This is a genomic window from Sulfurimonas sp. (assembly GCF_023228785.1).
Lineage (GTDB): Bacteria > Campylobacterota > Campylobacteria > Campylobacterales > Sulfurimonadaceae > Sulfurimonas.
Genome location: NZ_JALOAN010000005.1, coordinates 57,206 through 78,501 on the forward strand (window position 1 = coordinate 57,206; position 21,296 = coordinate 78,501).

The window sequence follows — 21,296 nt, forward strand, 5'->3', positions numbered from 1 at the left end:
TACTCAAAAACCTACAATGGAGTAATATGAGAATTTACGCACCCTGGGAAAAAACATTTAGACGGATTTCTACTCCTTTTGAGCATTTTTTACATGCCCAAACTACCACTGGTGTCATCTTGATGTTTATGACTATAGTTGCTTTAATCTTGGCAAATACTCCACTAACACAGACTTATGCTGACTTTTTTCATACAAATGTTGAGATTAGTATTGGCTCATGGGAGCTTTCACATACTCTTCATCACTGGATAAATGATGGATTAATGGCTATCTTTTTCTTTATTATTGGACTTGAGATCAAAAGAGAGATCTTAATAGGAGAACTATCAAATATAAAAGTAGCTATTTTACCTATTCTCTCAGCTATTGGAGGTATGGCTCTTCCTGCTCTTATCTATATGGCTTTTAACTACGGTGAAGCTGGAGCAAAAGGTTGGGGAATCCCTATGGCAACAGACATTGCCTTTGCCATTAGTGCATTGGTACTTCTAAGAAACAGAGTCTCTCCTGCGCTTGTTACCTTTTTAGTAGCTCTTGCTATTGTTGATGACCTTGGTGCTGTTGTAGTTATCGCTCTTTTTTATACAAATGACATCAATATGATCTCTCTTGCTTTAGTTTTTGTCTCTTTTTTGGTGATGGTTATATTTAACCGTATTGGTATTCGTATGGTACTTCCTTACTTTATAGTTGGACTTTTTCTATGGTTTTTCATGCTAGAATCTGGCATACACGCGACTATTGCTGGTGTTATTGCGGCTATGGCTATTCCATCTAAACCAAAACTAACTCCGCTTGATTTTACAAATGACACTAGAGATCTACTCGATAAGTATGATAACTATCCCGTAGCAACTGACTGCACTATGCATGATAAACAAAAAGCGATACTTACAAATATAAAAGATAGAATAATAGCTGTTGAATCTCCTTCTGCAAGGCTTGAACAGAAGTTACATCTATCTGTTGGGCTCATCGTTATACCTCTATTTGCCCTTGCAAATGCTGGAATCTCTATAGATTTTTCTTCAGTTGGAGATACAATAGTGGAGAGTGTCTCTTTGGGCATTATTGCAGGTCTTATACTAGGTAAAGTTTTAGGAATTGCCGGTGTTGCGTGGTTAGCTATAAAACTTGGCATTGCTAAACTTCCAGAAGGAAGCAGCATGAGTCAAATCTTTGGTGTCTCTTTTTTAGGTGGTATCGGTTTTACTATGTCTATCTTTATTGCTGATTTAGCTTTTGTTGGAAATGCTGAGCTTATATTTCAAGCGAAGATTGGAATTATCGCCGCTTCTCTTTTTGCGGGACTTTTTGGTTATTTTTGGCTAAGATTTGTAGCAAAGAAAGCAGATTAAACATTTGTTTTATTACTCTATATTTTTTTTCATAGTGTAATATGTATTATCACTATGAAAAAGGTATCTCTATGAAATATTTAAGCACCCTTATTTTGCTCTCGTCTTCACTCATTTTTGCCTCTAGCCTCTCAAAAGAGCCTACTTCATCTTCACTTATAGTCTATAACGATGGAGTAGCTCTTGTACATGAGCAAAGAGATCTAAGTCTTCAAAAAGAAGACAAAGAGATCGTTTACTCTCCTGTTGCAAACACAATTATTACAGACTCTGTAAATATCTCTTTACCAAAAGAAGTAACTCTGTATTCACAGCAATTCAGATACGACCAACTAAATTTACAAAAACTCTTAGATGCACATATTGACAAAAAAGTAAAAGTAGACAGAGATGAGTTTACACTTCTCTCCCACCAGTCTAAAACTGCACTACTTAAAGATAAAAAAAACCAAATTATTTCAGTAGAGCCAAAAGAGATTATTTTCTCTACAATTCCCTCTACGCTTCTAACTAAGCCATCTCTAGTTTATAACATCGAGACAAGAAAGAGTTTAGATTCAAAGATAGAGATCGATTACCTTATAAGAAACTTGTCTTGGAAGAGCGACTACATACTTAACATCCATGGCGATAAAGCAAACCTAATTGGCTGGATCAGCATTGACAACCATTCTGGAAAGTCTTACCTAAACACAGATCTTCATGTTTTAGCTGGCGATGTAAACACAATGCAAGTTCCACAAAGAGCAATGTCTTATGCAAAAGATATGGTTTTAAACCAAAGTGTTGAGCACCAAGCACATGAGGGTTACCACTTTTATAGCGTTCCTTTTAAAGTTGACATATCAGATCAAGAAAAAACACAAATAAAGTTTTTAAGTAAAAATGACATAGATATTAAAAGACTCTACAAAGTACAAACCTCAGATCCACTAACTCTAAACACACAAGTAAAGCACAGTGTTGCACAAAGTATAGAGATGCAAAAACTTGACACTCCACTTCCAAAAGGTGTTGTTAGAACTTACTCACCGATAAAGAGTCAAAAGATCTTTATTGGAGAGTCTTACATTTCACACACTCCAAAAGAGACAAGTGTTGAGTTAGCTATTGGTAACAGTTTTGATCTGGCTTTAGACGAGAGTATTTTTTTACGCTCTGATACAAAAGAGCACTACGATACAACTATAAAATACACTCTTAAAAACTCATCTGATGAAAAAAAGACTGTAGAAATTTTAGTACCATTTAACAAAAGTAGCTCAAGTGTTATAAAAACAAAAGAGAAATTTTCATATAAAAATGGCAATTTAGTCTCATTTAAAATCAAGCTAGATGCAAATAAAGAGAAGAGTTTTAACGTTAATTTTATAAGTAAAAAACATATAAAAGGATAATTTTTGGCAAGAAAATATGTAATATTAGACACTGAGACAACAGGTGTAGGTGAAAATGACAGAGTTATACAACTAGGCTACATGGTTCTAGGTGCAAAAGAGATAGAAGTTCACAATGAGTTTTACTCTAGTGATGTGCCTATTGGCTTTGGAGCTATGGAGATTCATGGAATCACTCCAGATATGTTAGAGAAAAAACCATCTTGTGTTGATAGCGAGGCATACAAGAGACTTTGTGAGTTAAACATAGCTGAGAACTACCTCATCATCCACAACGCTGATTTTGATATAGGAATGCTTCAAAAAGAGGGTTTTGTAAACAAGATGCAAGTTATAGATACTCTAAGAGTTGCAAAACATATTTTTGCAGAGGAAGATGCTCATAGACTTCAATATTTTCGCTATAAGATGGGGCTTTACAAAGAAGAACAAAAAGAGGCTGATGAGCTTGGAATTGTAGTAAAAGCTCACGATGCCATAGGTGATGTTTTAGTTTTAAAACTCTTTTTGTCAAAACTAAAAGATGCAGTAAGCTCTGCTTTTGTAGGAGAAAATCCTGTTGAGAAGATGGTAGAACTCACTCAAACTCCTATCTTTGTAAACTATTTTAGATTTGGAAAGTATAAAAATAAAACTCTAAAAGAAGTAGCAGATAGTGATGCTGGTTATCTAAGATGGATGCTAAGTTCTATGGAAAATCTAGATGAAGATCTAAGATACTCTATAAACAAGGTTTTAGAGAACTAGCCTTTTGTTGTATGCACAAAAACTCCGTTAAACTCTTTTGGTGGGTTATCTACATAGTGCTTACATCTCTCTATGTAGATCTCACAGATCTTTAGATTGCTCTTAAATTCAAGTAGGTTTAACTCCTCAAATATCACAAGTGCCTCTTTAAAATTTTCTGCCTTATATAGATCTATAGCTCTATGATAAGTCTCAAGTTCAGCTAATAGATCTTCTTTACTAGAGTAAAAGAGTGGCTCACTTACTTCATCGGCAAAGTCATGAACTTGCCAGATCTCAACTGGCTCACTCTTTCCTTTTACAGTCACTAGATCTAAAAATCTAAATATATAGTTGCCCTTTAGCTGGCTCTTTGTAAAGTTTGAGATATTTAGTCTTGAGTTATAAAATTTACATAGAGATTCTAGTCTTGCACCTACATTTATTGTGTCGCCTATAACTGTATAGTCTGAGCGTTTCTTTGAACCCATCTCGCCAACTATGGCTAAACCTGTATTTAAACCGATCCCAATATCAACTATTGGTATATTGGCTTCATCTGCCATATTTGAGACATTTATAAAGTCTGGATCTGCTCTTAGATCTTCATTTAATCTCTTTAGATGATGAAGTTGTCTAAGACTCGCTCTCATAGCTCTATCAGCATGATTATCTAGATCTAGTGGTGCATTCCAGTAAGCCATAATAGCATCGCCTATATACTTATCTATTGTCCCCTTTTCATCTATGATGATCTCAGTCATTGGTTCCATTATCTCATTCATAAACCTGATGAGTTTTTTTGCATCTCCCATCGCTTCAGAGATATTTGTAAAACCTCTTATATCTGAGAAGAAGACTGTTATCTCTTTTTCTTGTCCCTCTAAGGCATCAGAGTCTGAGTGTTGTAAAATATCTTCCATAACACTAGCACTGACCTTTGATGCAAACTTTGTTTTTATCATCTCTTTTAGGCGAGATTCAAAAAAGTAGTTTACCCCTAAAACTCCGATCAAAGACAAAAAGATACTAAAGAGAGGAAAGAGTGCATTTAATATATAAAGCTTATCAAATAGTAGATAGTAGTTTAGATATATCAAAACAAACGATGAACCAATAATTGCTAAAGTAAACAACAAGAGAGAGAGTCTAGAGTAGATAAATATCACAATAAAAGCAACAACTATGATAGCAGATAGATCTGCTACTTCTGCCCAAACTGGTCTTCTTAACATATCACCACGGAGTAGATTATCTATCATATTTGCATGGATCTCAACCCCAGCTATAACGCTATCTAGTGGAGTTGAGCGCAGATCCATAAGCCCATAAGCAGATGTCCCAATAAGAACAAACTTACCCTCAACTCTCTTTGGATCAAAGCTATTATGGAAGATATCAACTGCTGAGATATAGCGGTAACTTCGAGCGGGACCTCTAAAGTTTAGGTGCATCCTTGCAAATCTATCAGTTGGGATAATTGTTTTGCCAACTTCCACACTCTCTACTCCAACTTCTGAGTAAGTAGTTGTGACTCTATTGCTTTGGTTGGCTATGCGGTACATCTCAAAAGCTAGAGATGGATATAGCCTCTGTTGATATCTTATCATCAAAGGAACGCTTCGGATAATTCCAGCTTCATCGGGAACATTGTTTAGGTATCCACTTGAGTAACTTGCATCTTGAATAATTTTAAGATTTGGCAAAACCCCACTAGCTTCTAGGATAAATGCTCTATCTTGTTTTGATCTCTCTACAAAAATAGCGGGAATTTGTGGAGCTTCATTTGAGTTGTTTGCATCAAAATCAAAAACATAACCAGCTATAGTTGGAGTCGCCGCTATAGTTTGTGAAAGCAAAAGATCATAGTCTGGAACTTCTACTTCAGTAAAACCCCATTTTTGTGCAAGTAGCTTAGGACTTGTTTTATCAGCCTCACTAAATACAATATCCAGACCTATAATCCCTGCTCCACTTAAAGCCAAATTTTTAAGTATGAGAGCTACTTTATCTCTCTCCCAAGGCCACTGACCAAGCTCTTTAATACTTCTCTCATCGATATCTATAATTACAATATCTTCACTAGCCGTAGTTGCACCACGAGCTTTAAAGTAGAAATCTCTTACTCTATCGTCAAGGGATTGAAAATGACTTGGTAAAAAAAGATAAGCACTAGATAATATCAGACTTAAAAGTATAAAGAGTGATATTAGTGCTTTATACTTTCCTCTCATTTTTTAATGTAATTCCTGCTCTGTAGTAACATTGTATATTCCTTTTTCTCCATTGGATCCATTTAAATGAAAAAAGTTTCCTTCGACTATATTTCCTGTTGCACCTTTAAATGTTCCACTAGCACTACCTACACCACTATCAATACTATTTTCATTTACGCTAAAACTACTTCCATTAAATTGTGTAGCTTCATCAAAAAAGACTACTCCACCATCTATGGATAGATTAACTGTATCAGCTCCAAAATCAACCATTAATTCAGCAACACCACTTGTTTGAAGGTTTGTTCCTAAACCAACTGTTTGAGTTACCGAGTAAGTTCCTGTATATAAAGCATCACTCATAGAGTATCCTGCTATTAAATCAGACAAGTTTGTAGCTATTGTTCCAGCAGTTTGTTCAGCATCAACCACACTATCTGTTATATCTTTTATAACGATATTGTCAAACTCTTCTCTTGTATTATCAAGCTGAGTCTCATTAGTAGCTATGGCATCTTGCAGGGCATCACCTTTTTTTGACTCACCCTTAGCAAAGTTTTGCTCTTTCATCTCTTTTAAATCTTGCGGAGTAAACTCTTTTATCTCAACTCCTCCATCAGGAGATATTATGATATAAAATCCTTGATTTACTACGCTCTCAGCCCCATTAACATTTACACTAATAGCACCAAAAGTACAGAAAACTTGCACCGACTCATCATCGCCCACTAAGACACTAAAGTTAGTCCCTCTTATCCCTATAGTAGCTGTTTTTGCTTCAACACTAAACTTCTCTGGAGCTACTTTTCCTATCTTTCCTGTGATGGTTCTCATAGCCCCTTTTAACATTGCAAACTTTGCAACCGGCTCTTTTGTCTCTTCAAAGAAGTACTCTTTTATAGAGAATTTAGAATTTTTTCCAAGAGAAATTATCGTTTCATCCTCAAAGATTATCTGCACTTTTGCTCTACTATCGGTTGTAATAGTATCTTTTTCTTCAAGAGCCATGCCCAGAGTTACTTCTATCTTAGTGCCATCTCTTTGGATAAATGCATCACCGCTCAAACCTGTAACTCTAGCAACATCTTTAGCAAAAAGAGTTACGCTAAGCAAAAGGACTATTAAAGCAATTTTTATTAAGTATTTCATAATCTCTCTCCTAAAATGTTTTGTTTAAACCGATTGCTATCGTATGTTTATGATAACTAAAGCGCTCTTGATTTGATTCTACTCTATTGTAACTTCCCTTGATATGAAAACGCAAAGTCTTAAGTATCCTCGCATTTAAATTTACAGCTATTGTTCCACCATCGTCATCTCTTGTATTTCCAAAAAGTTTACTATAATCTTTATACATTCTTTTTCTATACTGTGCAAAAATTTCACTTCCAAAAATTGCAGTAAATTGGTTTGCATATAGTAAGTTTGCTCTATACTCATCATAATCAACATCAATTCTTTGACCATGAAGTTTTGCTTCTCGTATAGCTGTAATATTTGCTTGTATAAATGAGCGAGGAGTTAGGATTTTTTGTAGTGAATACGCAAGTTCATAATGATTTGCATCTAGATCATACTGGGCGTCTTTTGAAAAAAACTTCTTTTGATATTTTATATGGGCAATACTTCTTAGAGTATTAGAATGACTATACTCAAACCTTGGGGTCAAAGAAGCAGTACGAAGGTACTCTTTCTTACCAAGAGTCAAAACATCTAAACCTAAAGCAAGCTCTGCTAAATATTTTGTCTCTTTATATAAAATACTTGGTGCATATCCTAAATACTGCACATCATAAGCATCTAAGTCTCTATAATCTTTTAAAAAGAGTGAGACTCTATTTTTTAGAGCAAAACCATTTTTCTGCCCAATGTCATAGATATTTACAATATCTGCATAGACTTGAAAAGCGCTGTCAGATCTCTCTTGTGTTGATGCATATGTTCCTGTGTTTATGGTGTACTCTCTATCTAGCGAGCCATAATTTACATTTGAGTCATAAATCCAATCAAGATTTATCGTGGCATATGTAAATGATTTTTGTTGAACTTTTGTAACGCTAGATAAGTATAACTCTACATTTGTTCTTAAGTTTTGTGGTAGATTTGGATTTTCTAAGACCTCTTTAAATGCGATCTCAGAATCCTCATACATCTTTAGCATAAAGTAAGTCCTAGCCATCTGTAGCTTATTTGCAAGACTTGCTGGATCTAGCATCTCAACTCTCTCAAAAGCTCCTAGAGCCATCTCATAGTTACCTATCTCAAAGGCTGAGCGACCAAGATAAAAGTTCAAGTTAGCATCTGAGAGTTTTTGCAAGTAGATCTCTCTTAAGATCTCATAAGATGCTTTGTAGTCTTTTAAGTTGTAAAACTCCACAGCTTGCTTATACTTACCCTCAACACTATTTTCTGTTACATTACCAAATAGATATATAGGCAATAGAACTATTAAAAATACAAATATCTTCACTTAATCCATCCTTGTTTTAAATAATTAATATAAGTAACAAAATTATTATATATTATTATAACATTTTGTTTTTTAAGAAGAAAATAAATAGATCAAGAAATCATGGTGCTTTAACTTGGTAAACACCGTTTACTTCACCAGGACTAAGTCGTATATAAAAAGTTCCTCCCGCTGACTTACCGTCTGCTCCATAAAAGCTTCCATTAGCTCTATTTAACCCATCAACCCCATTCATTTGGTTGCCATTTATAATTAAATTATTAATTGTATGAGGCACTATCTCAATTCCACTTGAATCTAAATTAGCACCTATATTTAACACTGCTATATCGTTGCCAAAATCAACATTTAATGTAGCGAGTCCATTTATTGGAATATAATTATTATCTGAGTAAACTGCTTTATATATTCCACTATATGTTCGGTTCATATTCGCACCACGATAAGCATCAATAACTGATGTGGGTGTAGCTTCACCTGCTATCCATAAATGATTTTCTTGAGAGTGAGCAGATCCTAGTGAATCCGTATAATCGTAAGAAATTCCCCACTCTCCCCAACTCATACTATCTCCAGCCATCAAATCATCACCAGTAGCATTAAAATAATTATCTTCAGGCGTGCTTAGTCCTATACTTGTTATATCTGGATCTGTCGATGTAACGCTTATTATACTTGATGTAAACTTATCCATAGAGGTAAACGAATTTGCTGTTTTAGATGTTGTAAATGTATTTTGTCCATCTATTATAGAAGCTCCATTAAAAATTGATCCTAGTACATCTACTTTCACTATATAGTTTAAAAAACTAGTTTCACCAATTAGTGAGTAATTACCTCTATTTAAAGCTTCTTGCTCAGCTGCTTGTCTTGCACTATCTGTAATGTTCTCCACTACTAAGCCTAGATCTTCATTGTTGTTAGTATCTATTGGCGAATCTGCCATAGGTTCAGAAGCATCGTTATCTTGTGTGTCAGGATCTGAAGAGTCATCGTCTGAGCTAGTTGCAAAACTCTCTTCTTTTGCCTCTTTTAACTCTTGTGGTGTGAACTTTATAGGTGCAGATCTAGTTCCATCTGCAGAGACTAAAATATAAAAACCTTGAGTTACTATAGAACTAGAGCTATCTCCTTGTGCAGTTACACTAATAGCTCCATATGTACAAAATACTCTCGCACTTCCATCTTCGCCTGCAAAAATAGAGAAGTTTGTACCTCGAATCCCAATAGTTGCAGTCTTTGTTTTTACACTAAACTTATCGGGAGCGACATCTGCAATCTTGCCTGTTATAGTTCTCATAGCACCACTTAGAAGCCCAAACTTAGCACTTGGAGCTTCACCCTCTTCAAACAAAAACTCATCTATAGAGAAGTTTGAATTTTTACCTATGCTAATAATAGTCTCATCATTAAAGATGATCTGAACTTTAGTAGCGTCTTTAGTTTTTATACTATCTTTTTGCTCTAGTTTGGCTCCCAGAGTTGCATCTATGCTTTTACCATCTCTTTGTATAAAAGCACTCCCACTAAGGGCTGTTATAGTTCCTACTGTGTTAGCATATAAGTTCAAGTTTAGTAAAAAAAGTAGTATCAATATTTTAGTTATATATTTCATAGTTGGCTCCTTAAAAAGTCTTTGTTAAACCCAAAGAAAATGTATGCTTTTGATAACTAAACAGATTTTGATTTGAGTCAACTCTGTTGTAACTTACCTTTGCATTAAGACGCAAAGTTTGTAAAATTCTAGCGCCTAAACTAAGGCTAATAATTTTACTCTCATCTACGCGAGTTGATTCAAACAAGTTACTAAAATCTTCATACTGTCTCTTTTTTATCTCGCCATATATTTCTGCCGAGTAGATAGCACTAAAGTGATTTGCATATATTGCATTTAATTTATACTCGTCATAATCAACATCTATCCTTGAGGCTTGGCGTTTTTTCTCTTTGATGCCCACTATATTTGCTTGAAGATAAGATCTAGGTGTTAAAATAGTTTGAAGTCCATAAGATAGTTCACAGTGATTTGAGTTTAGATCAGAGTAGGCAGCTTGCTGAAAAAACTTTCTCTGATACTTAAAATAAACAATACTTCTTAGAGTATTTGTATGTGAATAGTCAAGCTTTGGCATATAGTGGATGCTTCTTAGGTAGTTTTTACTAGCTAAGTTCATAGTCTCAAAACCAACAACCATCTCAGCACTATATCTGCTCTCTTTATACAAAAGAGAGGGCATATAAGCTAGGTAAGCGATATCAAAATCATCTTCTTTTTTGTAGTCTTTTAGATAGGCAAAAGCTCTGTTTTTTAAAGCAAAACCATTTGCATCACCAAAGTCATAAATATTTACTAGATCTAAAGATGTTTGAAGGGCTCTATCTGCTCTTACCTCTGCTGTTGGATATGCAGTTGAACCTATGTTATAGGTATCATCTAGTGATCCATAGTTAACATTTGAATCATAGAGCCAGTCAATATTTAGAGTTGCGTAAGTAAATGATTTTTTTTGAGCACCAGTAATTTTAGCAATATATAGCTCTATATTGGTTCTTACATTTTTAGGGATCATAGGACTATTTAGAACTTCTTCAAATGAGTTTTGCGCCTCTTCATACATCTTTAACATAAAGTAAGTTCTAGCTTTTTCAAGCTTATTTCTCAAGTTTGTAGGCTCTAAGATCTCAACTCTCTCAAAAGCTGCTAATGCAATCTCATAGTGACCTGTCTCATAGGCTGAGTGTCCTAAGTAAAAACTAAGTTTTGCGTCTGAGAGGCTACTGAGATATATTTTAGAGAAGATCTCATATGCCTCTTTATAATTTTTAGACTTATATAACTTAGTAGCTTTTTCATACTCAGCACTAAAGTTAGCCTTTGTTGTAACATTAGCAATCAAGTAGATAGGTAATAATATAATTAAAAATACAAATGTCTTCAGCGGTTACATCCTTAACTAGAATAATTAATTTAATAACTTAAGTTACTGTAGTTAGTATAGCATTTAGTATTTATATAATAGTTTATATTTTAAGAAAAAAGCAGAGAACTTATAAAAAACAGAAGAAGTGCGATAGCACCACTAATGAGAGCATATGGAAGTTGAGTATTTACATGCTCAACTACTTCACAATCACTTGCCATTGAAGATATGATGGTAGTATCTGAGATGGGTGAGCAGTGATCTCCAAAGATACCACCAGAGATAACAGCTCCTATAACTAAAGCTACATTTGCATCTAATGCTATTGCCATTGACGCGGCTATGGGTATCATAATGCTAAAAGTCCCCCAACTAGTCCCTGTTGAAAAGGATATAAGTGAACTTAGTAAAAATATAACTGATGCTAGCAGATAAATATTTAGACTCTCTTGTGCTAAAGATGCCAAATATTCACCAGTTTTTAGCTCACTAGTAACCTCACCTATAGCAAAAGAAAAGAGTAAGATCATAGCTATGGGAAAGAGTTTCACAGCTCCTTTAAAAGCATTTAAGCCCCAAGTTTTATATGTCATGTTTTTCTTTAGTATGTAGTAAAAAAACATGAAAATTAGAGTCGTTAAAACTGTATAAAAGATAGCACTAGATCCACTACCTTTTAGTAGATTTCCATTTCCAGTTATATAGAGATAAACAAAAACAAAAATAACCATTAAAACTATTGGCACTATCATAAAGTACATACTTTTAGTTTTTTGCTTTAAAGATTCACCTTCTTTAGTTTGAGTCACAACAAACTTTGCATTTTTCATTGCACCAATGTCAATGTTGAACCAAATAGCTATAAAAGTAACAATAAGTGCTATCATTGCGTAAAAATTATATAGCAAAGACTCTAAGAGTATAGTTATAGCATCGCCCTCTATAACACCACTTTGAATCTGTGTGGCAATGAGTCCTAAAAGAAGTGCACCCCAACCATTTAAAACGATTAAAGAACTAATAGGAGCCGATGTTGAGTCACACACAAAAGCTAGTTTTGCAGCTGGGATTTTGTACTCTTTAACAAACCCACGACCTACTGCACCAGCTATTAGTGATGTGATGGAAGATTCTATAAAGATAATTACACCAATGATATAGCTAAGGATCAGTGCAGATCTTGCAGATTTTACAAGACCAACTTTTTTTTGCATAAACTCTACAAAGCCCTCTATGCCTCCACTTTGTTCTATTAAAGTCATAACACTTCCAACCAAAATAGCAAATCCAAGTGTTTTTAAGATCCAAGGCTCACCAAGAAGTGATACAAAAAGATCAAAAAGAGCTTCTATGCTAAGTGTGATTGAGAAGTCATGAAGTATAAACAGACCCAATATAATGCCGCCAAACAAAGAGAGCAGAACGCTTCTAGTGTAGAGTGCTAATGAGATTGCAAGAAGTGAAGGAAGAAGTGATAGAGCGGAGGTTTCTATGGCTAGAACTCTATAGCTAAAAGCACCAAACCAGCTCTACCAAACTTCTCTTTATAGATCTCGCACTCTTTTTGACGAACTTCTCTAAAGCCTAGTTTTTTATAATAAAGCAAAGTTTCTAATGAGCCAATCTCTACCATAGCTTGAGCTATTCTATAACCCTTTAATCTTGCAGTTAAAAGACTCTTTTGCATAAGAGCTTTTAATACTCCAACATCTATAAAACCCTCTATCTCTTCCATAAAGTCAAAGATAAGGGTTCTCTTATTTAACTCAAAATCACAAGCTTCTAAAATCTCTAAATATTCATTGCTTCCATTGTCTCTCTCTATCTCTTCGATTGCCTCGACAAAAGTCTCTCTTGTAGCGATTCTTGGCTCATAAGTACAGAGTGATCCAACTTTTTCTCCATCTATCTCAGCTATTAAAAAGTTAGTGTAATGACATTGATTTTTAGCGTTTGTTGTAGTTAGTTTTTCTATATATCTTAAAGTTTCTTCATCTTTTTTAGTTGCAAATATAAGATCAAACATTCCATATTTTTTCTCAGCACGAGAACTTTGCAGTATCATCAGTGCCAAAAAGGGGGCATCTTCACTTAACGCTTTTCTTATTTTTATACTCATTTTTTCATCCAAAATTATTTATGTTCATTTAGTGGTAATAGTACCATACATTATGATAAAAACTTTCTTAATTTATGATATTTTGCAAAATTCGTTATTCGGAGTAAAAATAAATTTGATTTTGTGGATTTTGTGATATTTTAAAATCATTGCATCTTTTACTAGCAGAAGAGCAAAACTTCTCCTAGTTTTGGGCTTTTAGTCCTCTTTTGTCATTCTATCTTTTGCCTCTATACCAAGAAGAGAAAGACCAACTCTAAGTGAGAGCGCTACAACTTCTAAGAGCTTTAAAAGTTTTGCTTCATCATCTGTTCCTATAATTCTAACATCATAATAAAACTTATGTAATGATGCTGCCAAAGATTTCAGATACTCTGGGAGCTTTTGAACTTGACGAGAATTAAATGCATCTTCTATAACTTCTGGAAGTAAAAGTGCATCAAAGAGAAGTGCATCAGCACTCTCATCAAGCCCTTTTAATGAAGATGACATAATCTCTTCTTTACTAAAGTTACTCTTTGAGAGAATTGTTTGGATCCTAGCATGAGCATACTGTATATAAAAAATAGGGTTTGAACTATCTTGTTTTTTAAATTCACTTAGATCAAATTCTAATGCAGTATCGCTCTTTTTTGAAGCAAAGATAAAACGAAGGGCATCTGAGCCTATTTCTTCAACAATATCGCTCATAAGTATGACATTTCCAGCACGCTTACTCATCTTATAAGGCTCGCCATCTTTTAATAAGCTCACCATTTGAGAAAGGAGAGTCTCTAGCTTTTTACTATCATATCCTAGGTATTCTACAGCCGCATTTACACGAGGTATATAGCCATGATGGTCAGCTCCCCATATATTTATATAGTGATCATAAGCTCTCTCAAACTTTTGGTTATGGTAGACTATATCGCCCGCTAAGTATGTCTCGCGACCATCTTCACGAACAACTACTCTATCGTTATCGTCACCTTTTACTTGTGATGCTATCCAGAGTTTGTCGTCTTTTTTGTAAACACCATCACCCATCTTTTTCATAACTCTTTGCCAATCTTCATACAAAGATGACTCATTTACAAAAGTATCAAAGTGAATATTTGTAGCTGCTAGTGTATCAACCACAATCTTCATAACTCCGTCTTTAGCCCAAAGTGCAAGCTCTTTTTGGCGAGACTCATCACTAAGTATTTCTTTGCCAAACTTTGCAACTGCATCATTAGATAGAGCTTCAAGATACTCACCTCTATAGTAACTCTCTGGGTACTCAACATCTTCGCCCAAGATATTTTCTCTACCGTAGAGCTGGATAGAAAGTCCTAGCAAGTCTATTTGGTTTCCTGCATCGTTTACATAGTACTCAGCAGTGATGTCATAGCCTAAGTGTTTTGCTAATCTATAAAGAGTGTCTCCATAAACCGCACCTCTTGCATGACCGATATGGAGAGGTCCTGTAGGGTTAGCACTTACAAACTCTAGGAGGATCTTGCTCTTTTTTTCTTGCTTGCCAAATTCACTCTCATTTTGCAAAGCCCAAGAAGCATATTCATCTAAAAAGTCTTCGCTAAGGCGGAAGTTTAAATAACCTTTTAAAGATTCAACGCTAGAGAAAATTTCATGATTATCAAATGAAGAAGCGATCTCCTCAGCAATAGCCATAGGAGATTTTCTAAGTTCTTTTGCTAAAGAGAAAGCTATCGGAGTAGAAAAATGACCAAAACTTCTATCTTTTGGTTTTTCTAAAACTACATCTCGATCAAATTTTTCACGTAAAAGTAAGGATACTCGTTGCTTCAAAGTTTACGCTTGTGTTGTAGTTTTTGGAGCTTCTGTTGAAGCTGTAGTTGTTGTGTCAGTTTCTACTTTTTTAGGAGCATCAGTTGATACAACTTCAGTTTCATCTACTTCTTTCATCTCACTTTTAAAGTTTTTGATTCCTTTACCAATTCCTTTTGCTAAGTCAGGTATTTTTTTTGCACCAAATAACAGTACGATAATTCCAAATATAATTAGTAGTTCAGTTCCACCAGGCATTCCCATGTTCTTTCCTTTTTTTATAAAATTAATGCGAGAGTATAGCTACAATTTGCTGTAAATACTCTTATCGCTTCAATCAAAATAAGAGCTACTGCTCTATATCTTCCCATTCTTGAACAAATTCATTTATTCTGTGAGTAGGTACTTTTATTCTTGCCGTTTTTGCAATTTGCTTTAATACATTTGCTGCTAGATCAAAATCATCATTAATAATGACAAAATCATATTCAGAAGTTCTCTGAATCTCTCTTTTGGCCATTTTAATTCGATTTTCAATCACCTCCTTAGAATCAGTTGAACGTTCTATTAGTCTTTTTTTTAACTCTGATAGGGACGGAGAAGTTATAAATACTGAAGTTGTTATATCTCCTAACCTATTTTTTACAGCAGTATTTCCCTGTACATCAATATCGAAAATCACTAATTTACCCTGACTCAAAGCTTCTTTAACAGGCTTTAGAGATGTTCCGTAGTAGTTTCCATGCACTAATGCATATTCCAAAAAATGATCTTGTTCAATATCTTTTTGAAACTCTTCTTTGGACACAAAATGATAATGAACACCTTCAACTTCTCCCTCTCTCATAGGGCGAGTAGTTGTAGAGATAGAAAAATAGTAATCTCCTATCTCATCTGCTATTGCATTTATTAAAGAACTTTTTCCAGCACCACTAGGACCGGAGAGGACTAAAACAACTCCATTTTTTTTGTACATCATTTATCGCCCAATGTTATATTGATATTTATCTTCATACCTTTTAATGAAGCTGCTACATCTTTATCTGAGAGAGCTTTTAAAAGTTTTTTCAAAGATTCTACACCCTCTTCATCAGGGCTAATCTCTGTATTTTGTGACACATCTAACTCTTTAGATTCATTTTGTTCATCTTCAATAAACTCATCTACTTCTTGAGATTCTTCTTCAATCTCTTCTTTTACTTCCTCACCAATAGCTAGTTTAATATCTCTAGAATTTAGTGATTCTAAAGCGTCAACATCGCTCATATCTATATCCATAAGTGCATCCTCATCAAGTTCACTCTCTAAGTCCTCTTTACTAAGTCCAAGCACTGCACTTTCTATTGTACTCTCCAAATCATCATCGCTAATATCATCAATATTTAGCTCATCTTCTTGAGTTAGCTCTTCTTCATCTTCATCAAGCTTTGGCATCTCTTGTAATTCTTGCTCGTCTTCTTGTTCAACTTCTTCTTCATCATCTTGAGGCTCATCTATTTCAATTTCTTGAGCTTCTTCTTCAAGATCAAAATCTTCTAATTCATCTAAGTTATCAAGACTAAATTCATCAACTTCTTCTTGATTTATCTCATCTTCTATCAATTCACCTTCTTGCGGTACTTGTATTGTTTGTTCTTTGTCTATGTCACTATCAATTTCGTCACTAATTTCTTCTTGAGTCTCTTCTTCTTGAATCTCTTCATCCTCAAGATCAAAATCTTCTAGCTCATCAATAGCTTCAATTTTTTCTTCTTCAATTTTTTCAATGTTCTCAAGTTCTAGATCATCAAGTTCTAGATCATCTAGATCTCCAAGACTAAGTTCTTCGGCATTTTCATCTTCTAAATCATCAATTTTTAATTCTTCTTCATCATCTAAGTCAAAATCAAAGTCTTCAAGATCCATATCATCATCTTTTTCTGTTTCTTGTAAAAGATTTTGTACTTCTTGAACTTCATCTTTGTCTAAAATACTCTCACTTTTTTGCTCACTCTTCTCAGATACTTCCTCATCGGGATCTTCATCATTTAGATCATCTAGTTCTAAGTCATCAAGTCCATTTTCTTCATCCAGATCTATATCTATGTCACCAAGTTCATCATCTTCGTCAAGATCTATATCTAAGTCATGAAGTTCATCATCATCTTCTATATCATCAACTCCATCAAGTTCATCTAAACTTTCAAGTTCGTTAGCATCATCTAAATCAATCTCTGAAATATCTTCGTCCTCAGTTTCTTGAGCCTTCTCCTGAGTGCCATCTAGATTTGCAAAAAGCTCAACTAAGTCAGTTGGCAAAAATGGCTTTCTCAAAGTTTCAGTAAAACCCTCAACTTCCTCAGCATCTCTTGAGCATATATATAGCGACTTGCTAAAATTAACTTTTTCTTTAATCTCATCAAAGATCTCTTGTGTATAAAGAGTATCATCTACTGCAAAAAGGTCATAGTTTTGTGATTTTAAATCTTGTATATCAGTGATTATGTCTAGTTCGTCAGATGTCTTTTGAGCACTAAGAGTAACGAGCTTAGTAACTACTGGATTTTCATTTAGAAGTAAAATTTTCACGAGCTTTCCTTTGAGGGCATAAATTTTATCATTGTATCAAAAAAAGACTAAAAAAACATCTCTAAGTAGTTAAATGCACCTTGCACTTGTGTCTTTAAAATCAACATTGTAGCAGTTAGTGTAGCTATTAAAACCATAAATGCTACTGCGATTTTTATAGGAAAACCAATTACAAGCAGGTTAAACTGTGGCATTGTCTTCATAAGCATTCCAAATATTATATCTTGTAAAAATGTTAAAGCTATAATTGGAAAAGCTATCATAAAACCTACTAAAAACATATTTGAAGCTGCTTGGATGGTATAATCAAAAAGGTTTTGCTCCATCAAAAAGCCACCCAAAGGAATGCTACTTAATGAGCCATCTATAAAAAGAAGTAGCCAGTGATGCAAGTCAATTGAGAGAAGTACCATAAGACCAAGTAGTGACAAAAATTGTGAGATAATTGGCATTGAGACACCACTTTGTGGATCAATTGCACTTGCCATTGAAAACCCCATCATAAAAGAGATCTGACCTCCAGCAAAAGTGATTACATTATAGGCTAAGAGTAGTATCACACCTATAGCTAGTCCAAAAAAAAGCTCACTTAGTATGGCTAACAAGATAGTTGCAACATTTATCTCTATTTGTAGTGGTGGCATAGATGAGTAAAAAACTATAGTGAAAAAAAATGCCATAGTAGCTTTTATAGTCATAGGGATATTTTGATGCGAAAAAATTGGTGCAGCTAAAAAAAGTGCCCCAAAACGAAAAAACAAAAGCACAAAACCAACTACATAAGTATCAGTAAAAATCCCAGCCCAAGACATCTTTTCTCACTTAACCATTAGGAGTTCTTTATCTTGTAGTCTATAGACTCGTCTGCATCTTGAGGCAAGTTCTTCATCGTGAGTCACTAAAATCATAGCTGCATTGTTCTCTGTTATAAAGTCAAAAAATATATCCATAACTTCATTTGCAGTTGTTTTATCCAAGTTTCCAGTTGGTTCATCAAGAAACAAAACACGAGGTTTTTTAGTAAGAACTCTAGCTATGGAGACTCTTTGTTGTTGTCCGCCAGAGAGTTCTGTTACCTTTTGCTCCATGTTTTCTAAGATGCCAAGTTTTTTTAAAACTTCTTCATCTATCTCTTGCTTTGAGAGCATTGCAGCAACTTCAAGATTCTCTTTTGCACTAAAACCCTTAAAAAGATAGTGCGCCTGAAAAACTAAACCCAACGAGTCTCTTTTTATCTTTGCTAACTCTTTTTTACTCATACTTTGTACATCTTTGCCAAAAAGCTCAACACTTCCAACATCTGGACTTAGTAGGCTAGAGAGGATATGAAGTAGAGTTGATTTACCACTTCCACTTATGCCTATAATTGCGATAGAGTCACTCTCATCAAGCTCTAATGAGACATCTCTAAATAGTTCATATTCAAAAGTGTGTGATATATTTTTTGCAGATAGTAAATTCATAAGAGTGATTATATCAGTTCTAGCTAAAAATTTCTTCTTTAGCACTCAAATATTTTCTTACAACCTTTTTTTGCAACTCTACTAAGTCTCAAGGCATACAATCTCTCAATTAGTTTTTTAACTGTATATGCAATATACCCATTAAAATATAGTCCTAAAACTTTAGATGATGCGTAGTTTCTACCAAGTGCTATTAGCATTCCACGAGATGCAATTTTATATGCTTGGAGTTCTTTATCTAAAATCAGATTTTCTATATTTTTAGCACAATATTCTGCCATCTGTTCCGCTACATCTGCTGTAGGTGCTAAAGTTTTACCATCATTATATATGGTAGTACAATCTCCAATAGCAAATACTTCCTCATATTTTTTGACTTGTAAAAACTCATTTGTCTCAATATAACCATAGCTATTTTTTTCTAAGTCAAGTTTATAGACTAAAGGACTTGGTTGAATTCCACCAGCAAATATCATAAAGTCCATAGGTAGAACTTCCCCATTGCTTAAGCTTACATTAACTCCATCAAGCTCTACGACTTTTTTCTCATTTTTTACTTTAACACCTAGTTTATTGAGTCTTTTTTTTGACTTTTGTACAAGTTTTTCATCCATACCAGGTAGTATGTTTTTTGCAGAGTTTATTAACACTATGTTTAACCCTCTACATATAAAGTTATTTCTATCATAAAATTCTCTTGAGTAAGATGCCATCTGTGCGGAGATTTCTACACCACTAAGTCCAGCTCCAGCTACTATGATATTTAAAGGCTTTGCTTGAGCCCCACCTTCTCTAACTTTGTTAAATAGCGACATCTCAAACTTTTGCTTAAAGTACATCGCATGATGTAGTGACTTGATGCCATGTGCATACTCTTTTAGACCTTTTATACTTGATAAAAACTTTGTTCTTGCACCAACAGCAATAACAAGATAATCATAGTTGTATCTTTGAATATCAGTTATAACTTTTTTGTTATCAAAATCAATATTCATAACTTCTTGCTTACAAAAAACTACATTCCCATCAAAGCCTAGACAGAAAGTAAATAGGTCTTGTGTTACTTGAGCAAAATCTTCTTCATTTGCAATGAGGTCATAAACTTCTGTTTGCATATAGTGATATGAATTTTTATCAAAGAGTGTGATTTGATTTTGTCTGTTTTTAGCTAGATACTCGATGGTACGAAGACCAGCGTAACCGCCACCAATAACAATAATTTTATTTGATTTTAACATGAAGAGAGTATATCATTATTTTATATTATATTAAAATATTTGATATAGAAGCATTTCTTTTACGCCAAAGCGTAAAAGAAAAGTGGATATTTATCCCATTTGTGCTGCAACTTCTGCGGCGAAGTCATCAACTTTTTTCTCAATTCCCTCACCTACTTCAAGACGAACAAATTCAACAATCTCAGCAGTTCCACCAAGTTTAGCTGCGGCTGCTTCTACAGCCTCGGCTACTGTTTTTTTGTCATCTAGAACATAAGTTTGATCTAGTAGAGCTTGTTCTTTATCAAGTGTAGTATTGTCATCGATAAAACGAGCTAGAGATCCAGGGATAATCTTATCCCAGATCTTCTCTGGTTTATTTTGAGCTTTAAGTTCAGCTTTGATATCAGCTTCAGCCCCAGCTAAAACTGCATCTGTAAGTTGACTCATAGAGATGTACTGCGGTACATTTTTAAGAGTTTTACCTAAACGAACTAACTCCTCATTCTCTTTTTTGATAGCTTCAATTCTACCAACAGTCTCGCTTGAAACATACTCAGCATCAAAGTCTTTGTAGCTTAGAGTTGTAGGCTTCATAGCAGATGCATGCATAGCTACTTGCTTAAGAGTATCACGCATACCCTCAGCAGTTTTAGCACTATCACATTTTGCAAGAACGATAACTGCTATACGGTTATTTGAGTGGATATAACCATTTAGTGCAGTAGTAGCATCTGTACTAAGTGTAGAAAAACGACGAACTTCAATCTTCTCCCCAATCTTAGTAACAGCATCTGTAAAAGTTGCTCCAAAATCTGAAGCCATAAGAGCAGCTACATCAGCAGGTTGATTATTATAAATCTCTTCTGCAGTATCTTTTACTAATTTTTGAAAACCTTCATTTTGAGCTACAAAATCAGTTTCAGAGTTAATCTCAACTACAGTAGCTTTAGAGAAGTCATCAGCGATTTTAAAACCAACTAGACCCTCAGCTGCAACTCTATCAGCTTTTTTAGCTGCTTTTGCGATTCCTCTCTCTTTTAGAAGTTCAGTTGCTTTTGCCATGTC

Annotated in this window: 18 protein-coding genes; 3 read left to right on the forward strand and 15 right to left on the reverse strand. The window is 34.4% G+C overall.

Annotation, left to right across the window (positions count from 1 at the left end; genetic code table 11):
- The first annotated feature begins 26 nt into the window (after nt 1–26).
- The 3 genes from nhaA to M0Q24_RS02260 all read left to right on the forward strand — a co-directional run bounded on the left by nhaA (nt 27) and on the right by M0Q24_RS02260 (nt 3,505).
- On the forward strand, nt 27–1,361 hold the full coding sequence (gene nhaA / locus M0Q24_RS02250; protein WP_295046637.1) for a Na+/H+ antiporter NhaA: 1,335 nt from the start codon (nt 27–29) through the stop codon (nt 1,359–1,361).
- A 71-nt stretch (nt 1,362–1,432) separates the two neighbouring features.
- Nucleotides 1,433–2,758, forward strand: coding sequence for a hypothetical protein (locus M0Q24_RS02255; RefSeq protein ID WP_295046640.1), 1,326 nt, complete (start codon nt 1,433–1,435; stop codon nt 2,756–2,758).
- A gap of 3 nt (nt 2,759–2,761) precedes the next feature.
- The gene (locus M0Q24_RS02260; RefSeq protein ID WP_295046643.1) at nt 2,762–3,505 is read left to right on the forward strand and encodes a 3'-5' exonuclease; all 744 of its coding nucleotides are present in this window, start codon (nt 2,762–2,764) and stop codon (nt 3,503–3,505) included.
- Here M0Q24_RS02260 and M0Q24_RS02265 read toward each other — a convergent pair.
- From M0Q24_RS02265 to tsf, 15 genes are all read right to left on the reverse strand, one after another.
- Entirely contained in the window at nt 3,502–5,718 is a 2,217-nt protein-coding gene (locus M0Q24_RS02265) for a CHASE2 domain-containing protein (protein WP_295046646.1), read from the reverse strand. The genes M0Q24_RS02260 and M0Q24_RS02265 overlap by 4 nt on opposite strands.
- Before the next feature lie 3 nt (nt 5,719–5,721).
- Nucleotides 5,722–6,849, reverse strand: coding sequence for a FecR family protein (locus tag M0Q24_RS02270; protein ID WP_295046649.1), 1,128 nt, complete (start codon nt 6,847–6,849; stop codon nt 5,722–5,724).
- Between the two features lie 10 nt (nt 6,850–6,859).
- Complete coding sequence (locus tag M0Q24_RS02275) at nt 6,860–8,170, reverse strand: surface lipoprotein assembly modifier (protein ID WP_295046652.1); 1,311 nt, start codon at nt 8,168–8,170, stop codon at nt 6,860–6,862.
- A 100-nt stretch (nt 8,171–8,270) separates the two neighbouring features.
- Nucleotides 8,271–9,785 (reverse strand): FecR family protein, encoded by a 1,515-nt coding sequence (locus M0Q24_RS02280; RefSeq protein WP_295046655.1) that lies wholly within the window; start codon nt 9,783–9,785, stop codon nt 8,271–8,273.
- A 10-nt stretch (nt 9,786–9,795) separates the two neighbouring features.
- Nucleotides 9,796–11,067 (reverse strand): hypothetical protein, encoded by a 1,272-nt coding sequence (locus M0Q24_RS02285; protein ID WP_295046657.1) that lies wholly within the window; start codon nt 11,065–11,067, stop codon nt 9,796–9,798.
- Nucleotides 11,068–11,198: 131 nt separating this feature from the next.
- On the reverse strand, nt 11,199–12,503 hold the full coding sequence (locus tag M0Q24_RS02290) for a Na+/H+ antiporter NhaC family protein (protein ID WP_295046660.1): 1,305 nt from the start codon (nt 12,501–12,503) through the stop codon (nt 11,199–11,201).
- A gap of 83 nt (nt 12,504–12,586) precedes the next feature.
- Nucleotides 12,587–13,210: an acyl-CoA acyltransferase gene (locus M0Q24_RS02295; protein WP_295046663.1), complete on the reverse strand. Its 624-nt coding sequence runs from the start codon at nt 13,208–13,210 to the stop codon at nt 12,587–12,589.
- A gap of 198 nt (nt 13,211–13,408) precedes the next feature.
- Nucleotides 13,409–15,001: an arginine--tRNA ligase gene (gene argS / locus M0Q24_RS02300; protein WP_295046666.1), complete on the reverse strand. Its 1,593-nt coding sequence runs from the start codon at nt 14,999–15,001 to the stop codon at nt 13,409–13,411.
- Between the two features lie 3 nt (nt 15,002–15,004).
- Nucleotides 15,005–15,244 carry a twin-arginine translocase TatA/TatE family subunit gene (locus M0Q24_RS02305; protein ID WP_295046668.1) on the reverse strand — a complete coding sequence of 80 codons (240 nt, stop codon included), beginning with the start codon at nt 15,242–15,244 and terminating at the stop codon, nt 15,005–15,007.
- A gap of 85 nt (nt 15,245–15,329) precedes the next feature.
- Nucleotides 15,330–15,956, reverse strand: a complete 627-nt coding sequence (gene gmk, locus M0Q24_RS02310) for a guanylate kinase (protein WP_295046685.1) — start codon at nt 15,954–15,956, stop codon at nt 15,330–15,332.
- The gene (locus M0Q24_RS02315; RefSeq protein ID WP_295046670.1) at nt 15,956–17,548 is read right to left on the reverse strand and encodes a DNA topoisomerase IV; all 1,593 of its coding nucleotides are present in this window, start codon (nt 17,546–17,548) and stop codon (nt 15,956–15,958) included. Before M0Q24_RS02315 ends, gmk begins: the two co-directional genes overlap by 1 nt.
- Before the next feature lie 47 nt (nt 17,549–17,595).
- The gene (fliR, locus tag M0Q24_RS02320; protein WP_295046673.1) at nt 17,596–18,360 is read right to left on the reverse strand and encodes a flagellar biosynthetic protein FliR; all 765 of its coding nucleotides are present in this window, start codon (nt 18,358–18,360) and stop codon (nt 17,596–17,598) included.
- A 6-nt stretch (nt 18,361–18,366) separates the two neighbouring features.
- Nucleotides 18,367–19,011 (reverse strand): ATP-binding cassette domain-containing protein, encoded by a 645-nt coding sequence (locus M0Q24_RS02325; RefSeq protein WP_295046688.1) that lies wholly within the window; start codon nt 19,009–19,011, stop codon nt 18,367–18,369.
- 38 nt (nt 19,012–19,049) lie between these two features.
- Nucleotides 19,050–20,249 (reverse strand): FAD-dependent oxidoreductase, encoded by a 1,200-nt coding sequence (locus M0Q24_RS02330; RefSeq protein ID WP_295046676.1) that lies wholly within the window; start codon nt 20,247–20,249, stop codon nt 19,050–19,052.
- A 90-nt stretch (nt 20,250–20,339) separates the two neighbouring features.
- Nucleotides 20,340–21,296: translation elongation factor Ts (gene tsf / locus M0Q24_RS02335; RefSeq protein WP_295046679.1), on the reverse strand; the 957-nt coding region annotated here is incomplete at its 5' end.

Coding starts and splice junctions, on each gene's coding strand:
- M0Q24_RS02265 (WP_295046646.1), bottom strand. CDS start 5,718: ATGAGAGGAAAGTATAAAGCACTAATATCACTCTTTATACTTTTAAGT.
- M0Q24_RS02305 (WP_295046668.1), bottom strand. CDS start 15,244: ATGGGAATGCCTGGTGGAACTGAACTACTAATTATATTTGGAATTATC.
- M0Q24_RS02255 (WP_295046640.1), top strand. CDS start 1,433: ATGAAATATTTAAGCACCCTTATTTTGCTCTCGTCTTCACTCATTTTT.
- M0Q24_RS02280 (WP_295046655.1), bottom strand. CDS start 9,785: ATGAAATATATAACTAAAATATTGATACTACTTTTTTTACTAAACTTG.
- fliR (WP_295046673.1), bottom strand. CDS start 18,360: ATGTCTTGGGCTGGGATTTTTACTGATACTTATGTAGTTGGTTTTGTG.
- nhaA (WP_295046637.1), top strand. CDS start 27: ATGAGAATTTACGCACCCTGGGAAAAAACATTTAGACGGATTTCTACT.
- gmk (WP_295046685.1), bottom strand. CDS start 15,956: ATGTACAAAAAAAATGGAGTTGTTTTAGTCCTCTCCGGTCCTAGTGGT.
- M0Q24_RS02295 (WP_295046663.1), bottom strand. CDS start 13,210: ATGAGTATAAAAATAAGAAAAGCGTTAAGTGAAGATGCCCCCTTTTTG.
- M0Q24_RS02270 (WP_295046649.1), bottom strand. CDS start 6,849: ATGAAATACTTAATAAAAATTGCTTTAATAGTCCTTTTGCTTAGCGTA.
- M0Q24_RS02325 (WP_295046688.1), bottom strand. CDS start 19,011: ATGAATTTACTATCTGCAAAAAATATATCACACACTTTTGAATATGAA.
- M0Q24_RS02330 (WP_295046676.1), bottom strand. CDS start 20,249: ATGTTAAAATCAAATAAAATTATTGTTATTGGTGGCGGTTACGCTGGT.